This window comes from Bradyrhizobium cytisi (genome assembly GCF_008123515.1).
Taxonomy (GTDB): domain Bacteria; phylum Pseudomonadota; class Alphaproteobacteria; order Rhizobiales; family Xanthobacteraceae; genus Bradyrhizobium; species Bradyrhizobium cytisi.
This window is the reverse complement of the sequence record NZ_VSSR01000078.1, coordinates 1-13,613: the sequence shown is the minus strand read 5'-3', so window position 1 is coordinate 13,613 and position 13,613 is coordinate 1. Positions and strand designations below refer to the sequence as shown.

The following is a 13,613-nucleotide window of genomic DNA, read 5'->3' as shown; positions in this document are numbered from 1 at the left end:
GAGGTTTAATGGTCTGCTATAACTAATAGAAAGCAGCGATCGCGGCGCTGATCCCCGCTGGAAGATTGGTCTCGCCCGTCAACGTGGTGATGAAGACGGGATCATCGACCACAGCGAGACCGTCCAGCTTGATCGGATGCAGCGGCGCCGCCGCGGCGGTGACGGCATGCAAATCGGGACCGGTCCGAATGCCGTTATATTCGAGCCGCGGTCGCAACTGGACATTGTTGCCGAACTGCTCGTCGAGCGCGAGGCGCCAACCATGACGCGACACCTTTCCGCTGGCGATCGCCGCACTCATGGCGAGGCTATGGTGCTGCAGCGTGCCGAGATTGCCGAGCGCGGCGCCCAACCGGCTGGTCGCCTCCGCCAGCGTGATTTTCTCGATGCCGGGATCCTGATCGGGCGAGGTGAAGTCGATCAGCCGCGCCGTCCCTCCGATCACGAGGTCCTCGCCGCTCCCTCCGGCCTGTTGCATGGCCTTCTTCGATCCGTAATGCGGTTGCCCACCGATCGTCACCAAAGCGATATCCTGCTCGCGCGAGTTGATCAGATGATCATAAGGATCGCCATCCCGGCCGTTGACGACGAGGAGATCGGCAAACTTGCCATTCGCGATCGTTCCCAGCTTTCCATCCCATTTCAGGATCTCAGCCGGATTGCGCGTCGCCATCGAGACGATGTCGTAGGCGCTGAATCCGAGCCCGAAATGCGCTGATACGACCTTCGCAGCCTTCAGCTCGCCCAGCAGATTCTTGCTGCCCGACGGCGACCAGTCCGAGCCGAGCGCGATGGTGAGGCCGGCCGCACGTGCGGCGACGACATCCGTCGTCTTCCCGTACAGCAGCAGATTGCTCAGGGGAGACCACACGACCTTGGCCTTGTGCTCGGCCATCGTGGAGAAGTCGGTCGCGTCGAGCGCCGTGCAATGGATGCCGGCCAGCGACGGCTCGATCGCCCACGTTCCCGCGGCATTCTTCAGCGCAAGAAAATGACTATGCGCCTTGGCATCGATGCCCTCGCTGAGATGAAGCAGAAAGCATGCCGACGACTTGAGCTCGTTGTCGAACTTCGCCCAATCCTGGGCGTCCACATCGGGGATCTTCGAGTGTGCCCGCGGCAGATCGGGAGGGCTGCCGATCTCGACGGCGCGCAGCGCTCCCTTGTAGTATTTGTGGATCGTCCCGCTCCAGTTCGACAGCGTGATCCCCTGGCTCGTCGTCGTGCCGGCGACCAGACATTTGGCTTCGACGTAGCGAACCAACGCCGGCAGCAGCGAGCCGTCGTCGGCAAGCGCAATCGCGCTCATCGGGCCGGTCACCGAGGTCTTGTACGATGCCGCGTTCTGCCACTGGTCGCGGTTCTGGTACAGCTGCGGCACGTGCCAGAGCGGCAGGATGTTGTAGCTCAGGTGATTATGCAGCTCGATCAGGCCAGGGTAGATGGTGCCGCCGGTGTCGATCGGATCGACGGTCTCGAAGCCTGCCGGCGCGGACTGTCCCTTCGGCGTCACGGCAGCGATTCGGTGATCCTCAATGAAGATCGTTCCGCTGTCGATGATGTCGCCTTCGGCGGCCATGGTCACGATCCGCCCGGACAGGGCCCATCGTTTCGGCGCGATTGGGGCCGGGCTCATGGGATCACTCCATCGGGGACGGTGATCGCGATCGTGCGCCGCTTGGCCGCCGCGTCAGCGCCCTGGCGTGTCGCCCATGGTGCGTCTCCGCGCATCCAGACCGGCAGGCCCGCCGGAATATCCTTTGCGATGATGTCGACCAGCTCGGAAAGCTTGAAGGCGTCGCCATACGGCACAAGTGCGGCTGCTGCGTCGGGATGCTTGATCTGCGGTCCGAGAGCTGTCAGCGCGGCATTCCACTTGGTCAGCATGACCTTGGTATTCGCCGCCTGCGTCGCGGCATCGGGTGCGGAGCTCTCCGGCCAGGTCGGATGAGGAATGTGCTGATATGCAAGGGCCTTGTAGGCGGCGCCATCGGCGGTCATGAGCCAGGCGTGCCAGGCGTCGTCCGCAAGACTGCCAAGCGAGACAACGGCTTCGATGCTGCCGAGCCCCAGGACGGCCTTGAACCATTTGTTGCGATAGAGGACGATGCCCGGCTCGTTCTTGTGCTTGTTGCCGCCGCTCTGTCCGTAGACGCTGTACAGGAAGGTGTTCACCATCACATAGCTCTGCGTGATGCCGAGCTTCGCCAGAAAGCCCTGGGTCCGCCGGCCCGCAGTGCCAATCAGGATCCGGCGCACGATCGTTTCGTGCTGGGCGGGATCCTGACCGATTACGAGCACGCGCGCTGATCCGTCGAGCCGGCCGCGGTGAAAGATCGGACCCCATTCGACCCGGAAATCGTGTGGATCATAGGCCTCAGGGCCGGGGTAGTCGGCGCATAGATCGTGAAATGGCTGCTGGCCGTATCCGCTGTCGAAGTCAACGAGCATGGCAATGCTCCAATCTGTCGATGCAAAAGAACTGCGTCAAAATAACTCGGTCGCAACCCGGCAATCTTAACGCTAGTTCACCGCGCCGTTCAACCACTTTGTAGGCCATGAGCGCGGACCTAAGGGGCCTTCGCCGGGCACGCGAAGGTGCGTCGCGCCAGCGCGCCATGCAGAATCGCACCTGTACAGCCGCGCATGCCGTCCGTAGCGTTCGCCGCGCAATTTCAGGAGATGCGGCGTGGCGAAGAAGACGGCGATGAAGAAAAACGCTTCCAAGAAGGCAGCGAAAACCTCTGGCAAGAAGAGTCCGGTCCGCAAAGGGGCCGTCGCCAAGACGATAAAGAAGACGACAAAGAGGACCGTGGCGCCGGCGCGCAAATCGGCCACTGCGCGCCCCCCCAAGGGGCCAGCCTGGCAATGGTCGGCGGTAGAGACCGCGGCGGCGATCCGCGCCGGCGCAATCTCCGCGGTGGAAACCGTCGAGGCGCATCTGGAGCGGATGCATGCGGTCAATCCGCGGCTGAACGCGGTCGTCGTCGATCTCGGCGAGGACGCGCTGAGGGCCGGGCATGCGGCCGACAGGCGGCGCGCCAAGGGCGGCGAGCTCGGCCTCCTGCACGGCGTGCCCATCACCATCAAGGAAAACGTCGACTACGAAGGCCGACCCAATTTCAACGGCGTCCCCGCCAACAAGGATCTCGTTGCGCCATCGGATTCGCCTGTGGTGCGTAACCTGAAGAAGGCCGGGGCAATCGTCATCGGCCTCACCAATACGCCGGAATTCTCGTTCCGCGGCTTCACCGACAATCCGCTGCACGGATTGACCCTCAATCCCTGGGACCCGAACATCACCTGCGGCGGCTCCTCGGGCGGCGCGCGGTCGGCGGTTGCCGCCGGCATCGGCACCATCGCGCATGGCAACGACATCGGCGGCTCGCTGCGCTGGCCGGCGCATTGCAACGGTGTTGCTACCATCAAGCCGACGCAGGGCCGCATTCCCGCCTTCAACGCAAGCGCGACGGCGGAGCGGCCGATGCTGGCACATCTGATGTCGGCACAGGGGCCGCTCGCCCGCCACGTCGGCGACGTCCGTCTCGCGCTGGAGGTGATGAGCCAGCGCGATCCGCGCGATCCCTGGTGGGTGCCGGCGCCGCTGACCGGACCGAAGCCGAAGGGCCCGATCAAGGTCGCGCTGGCCAAGATCCCGGAAGACATGGCGGTCGATCCGGCGGTCAGCGCGGCGCTGCGCCAGGCCGCCGATCACCTGGAGCGCTCCGGCTATCGCGTCAGCGAGGTCGAGGTGCCCGACATCAACGGCGTCTGGCAGACCTGGTGCGACATCATCACCAACGAGACGGTGGTGATGCAGGAGGCCGGCATGCTGAAGGTTACGTCGGAGGACTTCCACAAGGCGTGGGGCGGCATGAAGACCAAAGCCAACGCGCTCGATCTCAAGGCCTGGATGCAGGCGACAGCCGCCCGCAACGGCCATATTCGTGCCTGGCAATTGTTCTTCGAGGAGTATCCGGTGGTGCTGGCGCCGACCACGGTGAAGCCGACGCCGGGTCCGCGCGACGACACCGTCAGTGCCGAACGCGTGCAAGAAATCTTTTGGGGCGAGATCCGCTTCATCTCCGCGATCAACGTGCTGGGGCTGCCCGGCGCCGTGGTGCCGGTGGCCGTGCACGATGGCAGACCGATCGGCGTGCAGCTCATCGCGGGCCGCTACCGCGAGGATCTCGCGCTGGACGCTGCCGCCGCGATCGAGAAGCGCGCCGGCGTGCTGACCCACCGGCTCTGGGAGACGATGGCCTGAACTTGCTCGCGGGGCTTCGCGCGGTACGTGCGAAGCCCCGCGAGAGGGCATCATTCAAATTTTAGCCAATTCACCAACAAATATTAGGGTTACTTCCTCTATCTCTAGGCGAATTATTGTCCGCTTTACCACCCGCCTCTAACAGAGGGACGGCGGACAACGCACATGCCTCATACAGGCCAATAAGTGCAGCCCGCTCCACGCGGAGGTGGTACGATGCGCAACGAGACGATTGCTATTCACGCCGGCTACGAGCCCGAAGCCACCACGCACGCGGTTGCCGTGCCGATCTACCAGACCGCGGCGTACGCCTTCGACAGCGCCGATCATGGCGCGGCCCTCTTCAATCTCGAGGCCGAAGGTTTCCGTTACAGCCGCATCGCCAATCCGACCAGCGCGGTGCTGGAGAAGCGCATCGCCCAGCTCGAAGGTGGCGTCGGCGCGCTCGCGGTCGCGACCGGCCAGGCTGCGTTGCATTTCGCCTTCGTCAACGTCGCCGACCATGGCGGCAACATCGTGTCCGTGCCGCAGCTCTACGGCACCACCCACACGCTGCTCTCGCACATCCTGCCGCGGCAGGGCATCACCGGCCGCTTCGCCGAGAGCGACAAGCTTGATGCAATCGAGAAGCTGATCGACGAGAACACCCGGGCGGTGTTCGCCGAGACCATCGGCAATCCCGCCGGCAATGTCTGCGACATCGAGGCGCTGGCCAGGATCGCGCATGCCCACGGCGTGCCACTGATCGTCGACAACACCGTCGCCACGCCCATCCTGCTCAAGCCGTTCGACTACGGCGCCGACATCGCCGTGCATTCGCTGACCAAATTCCTGGGCGGTCATGGCACCACGCTCGGCGGCGCCATCGTCGATTCCGGAAATTTCCCCTGGGCCAGGCACGCCGATCGCTTCCCGGCCTACAACAAGCCGGACGCCTCCTACCATGGCCTCGTCTATGCCGAGCGCTTCGGCAAGACCGCCTATATCGAGCGCGCGCGCAGCGTCTATCAGCGCACCATGGGTTCGGTGCTGTCGCCGTTCAACGCCTTCCTGCTGCTCCAGGGCATCGAGACGGTGGCGCTGCGCATGGAGCGCCATTGCGAGAACGCCCGCAAGGTCGCTGAATTCCTGCGCAACGATCCGCGCGTCGCCTGGGTCAACTACACCGGCTTCCCGGATAGCCCCTATTATCCGCTGGTCCAGAAGTATCTCGACGGCAACGCCTCCTCGCTGTTCACCTTCGGCATCAAGGGCGGCATGGAAGCCGGCAAGAACTTCTATGATGCGCTGAAGCTGATCACCCGCCTCGTCAATATCGGCGATGCCAAGTCGCTGGCCTGCCATCCGGCCTCGACCACGCACCGGCAAATGTCGCCGGAGCAGCAGCGCACAGCCGGTGTGCTGCCGGAGACGATCCGCCTCTCGATCGGTATCGAGCATGCCGCTGATATCATCGAGGACGTCGACCAGGCGCTGGAGAAGGCCTGTCCGGCCGCGCGTCTTCAGGCCGCGGAGTAGGCAATCCGGCCGATGAGCGTCTTGATCGACAGGGATCAAGGTATCGCAAGCCCGGCACTGGTGCCGGCCGACGGCGATCTCGCGCGCGATCATGCCGGTGCCGAGCTCAACATCGGGCTGATCAACAACATGCCGGATACGGCGCTGAAGGCGACCGAGCGGCAGTTCATGAAGCTGCTCCAGGCCGCCGCAGGACCACGCCGCATCCGCTTCCATTGCTTCTCGCTGCCGTCGGTGACGCGCTCGCCGGAAGCGAAGTGGCATGTCGAGAGCGAATATTCCGATCTCTCCGATCTCAAGCGCGAGAGGTTCGACGGGCTGATCGTGACCGGTGCCGAGCCGGCCGCGCCCGAGCTCGATCAGGAGCCGTACTGGCGCGATCTCACCGAGCTGGTCGACTGGGCCAGGACCAATACCCGCTCGACGATCTGGTCATGCCTTGCCGCACATGCGGCGGTGCTGCATCTCGATCGCATCGAACGGCAGCGGCTGCCGGCCAAATGTCATGGCATCTTCGACTGCGCGACTGTGACCGGCGATCCGCTGACGCGTGATGCGCCGGCGCCGCTCAAGGTCTCGCATTCCCGTCTCAACGAAGTCACTGAGGGAGATCTCACTCAGGCCGGCTATCAGGTGCTGACCCGGTCGGCGCAGGCCGGCGTCGACGTCTTCGTCCGGCAGTATGACAGCCGATTCGTGTTCTTCCAGGGTCATCCCGAATATGACGCGCTGTCGCTGCAGCGCGAATATTTGCGCGACGTCGGCCGCTTCCTCGCGCGCGAGCGGGAGGCCTATCCGGCGTTCCCCGTGAGTTATTTTGACGCAGCGACGGAGGAAAAACTTGCGCGCTTCGAAAAGCGGGCGAGGCACCAGCGGCATCCGGCACTGACCAATGAATTGCCGGCGCTGACTTTGCGCGCCGATATTGCGGCCGGCAGCGCCGCGGCCGCGCTTTTCCGCAATTGGCTGCAATATCTCGACACGGACGCGGAAGCTCCGCTGCTGGCGCGTTAACCCAAGGCTGTAGGTCACGCGTTAGGATTACCCAGGCGTTAAGCTTGCCTCAGGCCGCGCGCAAATGTTTCAGTCGAGACATATAGAATCACAGGGAATGCACCCGTGCTGTCGACCCTCAACGGACGCTTGAGCAATCGGCTGGCCCGGCATTTCCGCGCCGCGCCGCATCGCTTGCCGGCGCACGCGCCGATGGTGAGCTTCACCTTCGATGACGCCCCCGATAGCGCCGCAGGCGAGGGGGCCTCGCTGCTGGAAGCGCATGGCGGGCGCGGTACGTTCTATCTCGCCGGCAGCCTGATCGATCGGCCCTCGGATCATTGGCATGGCCTGTCGAACGATGCGATCGTCCGGCTGCATCGCGGCGGCCACGAGATCGGCTGCCACACTTTCTCGCATTCGCGCGCGGTCGATCTCGACGAGAGCGCGATGGCGCGCGAGATCGAACGGAACCGCAGTTATTTTCTCGGCATCGATTCCTCGATCCGGCTCGAGAATTTCGCCTATCCGTATGGTCTTGCCTCGGTCTGGCGCAAACCGCAGCTCGCCCAGAACTTCCGCTCTGCGCGAGGCATCCTTCCGGGTGTCAACAGCGATGTCATCGATCTCCAGTTCCTGCGCGCTTCGCCGTTGGTCAATTACGAGATCGATATGGCGGGCGTGGACCGTTATTTCGACGAGGCGGTCGCAAGCGGCGGCTGGCTGATCTTCTATGGCCACGATGTCGTCGACGCGCCGAGCCCCTATGGCTGCACCCCGGCCTTGTTGCGCCACGCGCTGAAGGCTGCGGAAAAGCGCAACATGCCGATCGTGACGGTCGCCGAGGCCCTGCGCCGGATCGGGGCGTAGCAGACTCTTCCCTTCTCCCCTTGTGGGAGAAGGTGGCGCGAAGCGCCGGATGAGGGGTATCTCTCCGCGAACTCCAATGCCGAACAGGAACCGGGGCTAGATACCCCTCACCCGTCTCGCCGCTTCGCGAGCCACCCTCTCCCACAAGGACCCACAAGGGGAGAGGGAAAGAGCCGCGCCCGCCGCGCAAACAGTCTTGCAACGCCCGCGCCGTCATGCGACTGGCGTTATGACGAATCTCGCAAACCCCCGACACGCCACGCTCATGTCCGCCCCTTCCACCGCTCCGCTGCCAGCGCCGGCCGATGGCCGCGGTGCGCTGTCGGTGCTGCATTCGGTGTTCGGCCTGCCGGGGTTCCGAGGCGCGCAAGGCGAAATCATCCGGCACGTGACCGACGGCGGCAATTGTCTGGTGCTGATGCCGACCGGCGGCGGCAAGTCGTTGTGCTATCAATTGCCGTCGCTGTTGCGTGAGGGCTGCGGTATCGTTGTCTCGCCGCTGATCGCGCTGATGCGCGACCAGGTCGCAGGTTTGATCGAGGCCGGCGTCAATGCTGCCGCGCTCAACTCGTCGCTGACATCGCAGGAGGCCTCCGACATCGAGCGGCGCCTGATCGCAGGTGATCTCGATCTGCTCTATGTCGCGCCGGAACGCCTGGTGACGCCACGCTGCCTGTCGATGCTGGCGCAGGCCAAGGTGGCGCTGTTCGCGATCGACGAAGCGCATTGCGTCTCGCAATGGGGGCATGACTTCCGGCCCGAATATGTCGGCCTGTCCATCATCGCCGAGCGCTTCCCCGACGTGCCGCGCATCGCGCTGACCGCGACCGCCGACGACCTGACGCGGAAGGAGATCGTCCAGCGACTCCAGCTGACAGACAGCCCGCAATTCGTATCGAGCTTCGACCGGCCCAACATCCGCTACGAGATCGTCGACAAGCGCAATGCGGTGTCGCAGCTGAAGGAGTTCATCCGGGAACGCCATGCCGGAGACGCCGGCGTGGTCTATTGCCTGTCCCGCAACCGCGTCGAGGAGGTTGCTGCCGCACTCGCCGAGGCCGGCATTGCGGCGCTGCCCTATCACGCCGGGCTCGATGGCCAGGTGCGCTCGCGCAATCAAGATCGCTTCCTCAATGAGGACGGCATCGTCATCGTCGCGACCATCGCCTTCGGCATGGGTATCGACAAGCCCGACGTGCGCTTCGTCGCCCATCTCGATCTGCCCAAGAGCATCGAGGCCTATTACCAGGAAACCGGGCGGGCGGGGCGCGACGGCAAGCCGTCGGCGGCGTGGATGGCCTACGGCCTATCCGACATCGTGCAGCAGCGCCGCATGATCGACGAGTCCAGTGGGTCCGATGACTTCAAGCGCGTGTCGATTGGCAAGCTCGATGCGCTGGTCGGGCTCGCCGAGACCGCGCAGTGCCGGCGCCGGCGGCTGCTCGCCTATTTCGGCGAGACCTCGCATGGCGAGACTTGCGGCAATTGCGACAATTGCCTGACCCCGCCGCAAATGCGCGACGGCAAGGTGTTGGCGCAGAAGCTGCTATCCTGCGCCTATCGCACCGGACAACGTTTCGGTGCGATGCATCTGATCGACGTGCTGATCGGACGTCTGACCGAGAAGGTGACGCAGTTCGGCCACGACAAACTGTCGGTGTTCGGCATTGGGCGCGAGCTCAACGAGAAGCAATGGCGCACCGTGCTGCGGCAGCTGGTGGCCATGGGCCATTTGCAGAGCGACAGCGAAGCCTTTGGCGCGCTGAAGCTGACGGAGACCGCGCGCGGCGTGCTGCGCGGGGAGACAGAAGTCTGGCTGCGCGAGGAGGCGCCGGGCACCCGGGTCCGGTCAAGCCGCGCAAAATCCCGCCGCGGCGACCTCGCGCCGGCGGCCAGCGCACCGAAGGGCGACGTCGATCCCGAATTGCGCGCGCGGCTGCGCTCCTGGCGCTCGGATATCGCGCGCGAACGCGGCGTGCCGGCCTATGTCGTGCTGCACGATGCCACCATCGACGGCATCGTCCGGGCCTGGCCGACCACGCTGGACGAGCTGCGCAATGTGCCGGGGATCGGCGACAAGAAGCTCGAGCACTACGGCGACGAGCTTCTGCAGATCGTCAGGACGCGGTAGGAAGTAGCGCAGCGGTTGTCGGCGCGCTCAACTCCCTCCATACGTCATCCCGGACAAGCGCAGCGAAGCGGAGCGCAGATCCGGGATCCATACCGCGTGATCTATCTTGGGGCACGCGCGGAGAGGCTCTTCGCCAAACATGTCCCTGGGGTTATGGGTCCCGGGTCTGCGCTTACGCTTGCCCGGGACGACATCGGAGTGGAGGCGCGAGGTGCTGCCTACCTCACCCGTTCCGGAACGCATACCCATAGCCGTTCAGCGCCGGCGCGCCGCCGAGATGGGCGTAGAGTATCTTTGCGCCCTTCTCGAAATGGCCCTTCCGGGTCAGGTCGATCAGGCCCTGCATCGATTTGCCTTCATAGACGGGGTCGGTGATCATCGCCTCTAACCGCGCGGTGAGGCGGATTGCCTCCTTGGTCTCCTCCGACGGCACGCCATAAGCGGGATAGGCGTAGTCCTCGATCAGCACGACGTCGTCTGCCACGATGTCCTTGCCAAGCTCGACGAGCTTTGCCGTGTTCTGCGCGATCTCGAGCACCTGTGCCTTGGTCTGCGCCGGCGTGAACGACCCATCGATGCCGATCACTTTTCGCGCGCGGCCGTCGGCGGCAAAGCCGACCAGCATGCCGGCATGGGTCGAACCGGTCACGGTGCAGACGATGATGTAGTCGAACTTGAAGCCGAGCTCTTTCTCCTGGTTGCGCACTTCCTCGGCGAAGCCGACATAGCCGAGCCCGCCAAATTTATGCACGGAGGCGCCGGCCGGGATCGCGTAGGGCTTGCCGCCCGCGGCTTTCACGTCCTCGATCGCCTGCTCCCAGCTCTTGCGGATGCCGATGTCGAAACCATCGTCGACCAGGCGCACGTCAGCGCCCATGATGCGCGAGAGCATGATGTTGCCGACGCGGTCATAGACGGCGTCCTCGTGCGGCACCCAGGCTTCCTGCACCAGGCGGCACTTCATGCCGATCTTGGCGGCGACCGCCGCGATCATGCGGGTGTGGTTCGACTGCACGCCGCCGATCGAGACCAGCGTGTCGGCGTTCGACGCGATCGCGTCGGGGATGATGTATTCGAGCTTGCGCAGCTTGTTGCCGCCATAGGCGAGACCGGAATTGCAGTCCTCACGCTTGGCGTAGATCTCGACATTGCCGCCGAGGTGCTTCGAGAGCCGTTCCAGCTTCTCGATGGGCGTCGGGCCGAAGGTCAGCGGATAGCGCGCGAATTTGTCCAGTCTCATTGGATCATCCCGATTGGCGTTGGTGTCTGGGATGTGGCTAGCATTGCACAGCAAGAAGGTGCTCTCGAATATTGCGCCCATGTTGCACATAATCTTGCAAATATTATCTCGAGAGCTAATATTCCTTCCGTACTGGCATCAATTTACGGAAGCTTCTTCCATGTCCGCCCGTCTCGACCGTATCGACCTCAAGATGTTGAGATTGCTGCAGAATAATGGCCGGCTAAGCAACGCCGAGCTGGCCGAAACCGTCGCGATCAGCCCCGCCACCTGCCACCGTCGCACCCAGCGCCTGTTCGAGGACGGCTTTATTGCCGCGGTCCGCGCCATGGTGGCGCCGAAGAAGGTGGCCAAGGGCACGCTGGTGATGGTTGGCGTCGTGCTCGACCGCTCGACCCCGGAGAGCTTTGCGACCTTCGAGCAGGCGATCGCGAGGCTGAAATTCGTGCTCGACTGCCACCTCGTCGCCGGCGACTTCGACTACTTCCTGAAAATCCGTGTCGGCGACATGGAGGACTTCAACCGCATCCATGGCGAGCAGCTCATCGCGCTTCCCGGCGTTCGCCAGACCCGCACTTTCTTCGTGATGAAGGAGGTCGTCGACAACGCGCCACTGGAGTTTTGAGCCAGAGCGTTTTCCAGCGAAGTGGAAACCGGTTCGCGGCATGAAAACGCGTCAAACAATAATGCAGGGCTATTGATGCGCGATACGCATCGTGAGAGATTCGTCCGATGCAGCCGCTTCCCTTTCGCCCGCATGAACCTGTCGCCCCGGCCTACCGGCGCGGCTGGGTCGACGAGGCCATAGCTGCGATCGAAGCCGACCAGTGCCGCACGGCCGACACCCACCTGATCCGGCTGATCGTGCCGGCGCTGGCGGGCATCGACCTCTATCTGAAAGACGAGTCCACGCATCCGACCGGCAGCCTGAAGCACCGGCTGGCGCGCTCGCTGTTCCTCTATGCCCTCTGCAACGGCCATATCCACGAAGGTACGCCCGTTGTGGAGGCGTCATCGGGCTCGACCGCGGTGTCGGAGGCGTATTTCGCGCAGATGATCGGCGTGCCCTTTTACGCCGTGATGCCGCGCACGACCTCGGCGGAAAAGATCGCCGCGATTGAGCATTATGGCGGCAATTGCCATCTGATCGACGACGGCCGCGCGCTCTATGCGGAGGCTGCCGCGCTCGCGACCCGGCTGAGCGGCCATTACATGGACCAGTTCACCTTCGCCGAGCGCGCCACCGACTGGCGCGGCAACAACAACATCGCCGAATCGATCTTCACCCAGCTGAAGGGCGAGCCGCACCCGCTGCCGGACTGGATCGTGATGGGGGCGGGCACCGGCGGCACCTCGGCCACGATCGGCCGCTATTTGCGCTATCGCCAATATCCGACGCGGCTGTGCGTCGCCGATGTCCAGCATTCCGCGTTCTTCGACTGCTTCCGCTCGCAGGACCGCTCCCATCTCTGCGAACGTCCCTCGCTGATCGAAGGCGTCGGCCGTCCCCGGTGCGAGCCGTCGTTCGTGCCGGGCGTGGTCGACCGCATGATGAAGATTCCGGATGCGGTCACGATTGCCGCGATGAACGTTTTGTCGCGCCGGCTGCGGCGTGCGGTCGGCGGCTCTACCGGCACCAATTTCCTGGCGCTGTGCCGGCTCGCCTCGGAGATGCGCAAGGCAGGCCAGACGGGATCGCTGGTGACGCTGATCTGCGATTCCGGCGAGCGTTATCGGCAGACCTATTATGAGCCCGCCTGGCTCGCCGCGCGCGGTCTCGATCCGGCGCCGTTCGAGGCGGCCTTGTCGTCGTTCCTCGACACCGCGCAGCCACTGGCGCTCGTGGTCGACGATATCGTCAATCCGCAGAGCCCATGACGCCCCGAAGGCTTCAGATCGGCGCCTCTCTGCCATTTGCGAAATTGCACGGTCGTCACGGCAACTTCACTTGCCTTGCGCGCGCATGCGGGCGAGCTTTCCATCTTCTCAACGAGGAGATCCTGCCGTGCGCCTTCCCATTCTCGATCCGAAAGAGCTGAGCGACGAACAGAAGCCGCTTTATGCCGACATGCAAGCCGGCATCAAGGACCACTTCAAGGGCTTTGTGAACATGCGCGACGACGGCGCGCTGCTCGGCCCCTGGAATCCCTGGGTCCGCGAGCCGCGCTTCGGCAAGCCGGTGTGGGAGCTGGTCAAGGCGATCGCGTCGAACCCGCTGCTGCCGGCGCCGGTGCGCGAGGTCGCGATCCTCGTCACCGGTTCGCATTTCCGCTCCGGCTACGAGCTCTATGCCCATGTGCTGGTCGCCGAGCAGCGCGGCCTCTCCGACGAGAAGCTTGCGACCATCGTCGCGGGACAGCGGCCGGTCGATCTGACCAAGCAGGAAGCGGTTGCCTACGACATGGCGTCTGCGCTGGTCAGCGGCGGCGTGTTGCCCGAGCTGACCTATCGGGCTGCGGTGAAGGAATTCGGCGAGCACGGCGCGGCCGAGCTGTCCTATCTCGTCGGGGTCTATTGCATGGTCTCGGTCACGCTGAATACGTTCGACGTGCCGGTGCCGGAGTAGCCGGTACCCTAGTCACGTGAATCTAAAG

At 64.2% G+C, this 13,613-nt stretch carries 11 protein-coding genes; 8 read left to right on the top strand and 3 right to left on the bottom strand.

Features of this window, described 5'->3' with window-relative positions; all coding sequences use genetic code 11:
* Nucleotides 1–22: 22 nt before the first annotated feature.
* Both FXB38_RS36805 and FXB38_RS36800 read right to left on the bottom strand, forming a co-directional pair.
* Nucleotides 23–1,636, bottom strand: coding sequence for an amidohydrolase family protein (locus tag FXB38_RS36805; protein WP_148755830.1), 1,614 nt, complete (start codon nt 1,634–1,636; stop codon nt 23–25).
* Complete coding sequence (locus FXB38_RS36800) at nt 1,633–2,451, bottom strand: uracil-DNA glycosylase family protein (RefSeq protein WP_148755829.1); 819 nt, start codon at nt 2,449–2,451, stop codon at nt 1,633–1,635. Before FXB38_RS36800 ends, FXB38_RS36805 begins: the two co-directional genes overlap by 4 nt.
* 238 nt (nt 2,452–2,689) lie before the next feature.
* Between FXB38_RS36800 and FXB38_RS36795 the strand changes: the two genes are divergently transcribed.
* The 5 genes from FXB38_RS36795 to recQ all read left to right on the top strand — a co-directional run bounded on the left by FXB38_RS36795 (nt 2,690) and on the right by recQ (nt 9,779).
* Entirely contained in the window at nt 2,690–4,267 is a 1,578-nt protein-coding gene (locus tag FXB38_RS36795; protein WP_148755828.1) for an amidase family protein, read from the top strand.
* Between the two features lie 216 nt (nt 4,268–4,483).
* Entirely contained in the window at nt 4,484–5,785 is a 1,302-nt protein-coding gene (locus FXB38_RS36790) for an O-acetylhomoserine aminocarboxypropyltransferase/cysteine synthase family protein (protein ID WP_148755827.1), read from the top strand.
* A gap of 12 nt (nt 5,786–5,797) precedes the next feature.
* Entirely contained in the window at nt 5,798–6,799 is a 1,002-nt protein-coding gene (metA, locus tag FXB38_RS36785; protein WP_148755826.1) for a homoserine O-succinyltransferase MetA, read from the top strand.
* A 105-nt stretch (nt 6,800–6,904) separates the two neighbouring features.
* On the top strand, nt 6,905–7,648 hold the full coding sequence (locus FXB38_RS36780) for a polysaccharide deacetylase family protein (RefSeq protein ID WP_148755825.1): 744 nt from the start codon (nt 6,905–6,907) through the stop codon (nt 7,646–7,648).
* A 265-nt stretch (nt 7,649–7,913) separates the two neighbouring features.
* Nucleotides 7,914–9,779, top strand: a complete 1,866-nt coding sequence (gene recQ / locus FXB38_RS36775; RefSeq protein ID WP_148755824.1) for a DNA helicase RecQ — start codon at nt 7,914–7,916, stop codon at nt 9,777–9,779.
* Between the two features lie 223 nt (nt 9,780–10,002).
* Here recQ and FXB38_RS36770 read toward each other — a convergent pair whose 3' ends face one another.
* The gene (locus FXB38_RS36770) at nt 10,003–11,019 is read right to left on the bottom strand and encodes a 1-aminocyclopropane-1-carboxylate deaminase (protein WP_148755823.1); all 1,017 of its coding nucleotides are present in this window, start codon (nt 11,017–11,019) and stop codon (nt 10,003–10,005) included.
* 160 nt (nt 11,020–11,179) lie between these two features.
* Between FXB38_RS36770 and FXB38_RS36765 the strand changes: the two genes are divergently transcribed.
* The 3 genes from FXB38_RS36765 to FXB38_RS36755 all read left to right on the top strand — a co-directional run bounded on the left by FXB38_RS36765 (nt 11,180) and on the right by FXB38_RS36755 (nt 13,585).
* Entirely contained in the window at nt 11,180–11,644 is a 465-nt protein-coding gene (locus FXB38_RS36765) for an Lrp/AsnC family transcriptional regulator (protein WP_148755822.1), read from the top strand.
* 107 nt (nt 11,645–11,751) lie between these two features.
* Nucleotides 11,752–12,897 (top strand): PLP-dependent cysteine synthase family protein, encoded by a 1,146-nt coding sequence (locus FXB38_RS36760; RefSeq protein WP_148755821.1) that lies wholly within the window; start codon nt 11,752–11,754, stop codon nt 12,895–12,897.
* Nucleotides 12,898–13,024: 127 nt separating this feature from the next.
* A complete protein-coding gene (locus FXB38_RS36755) occupies nt 13,025–13,585 on the top strand; it encodes a carboxymuconolactone decarboxylase family protein (protein WP_187435405.1) in 561 nt (186 codons plus the stop codon).
* The last annotated feature ends 28 nt before the right edge of the window (nt 13,586–13,613 follow it).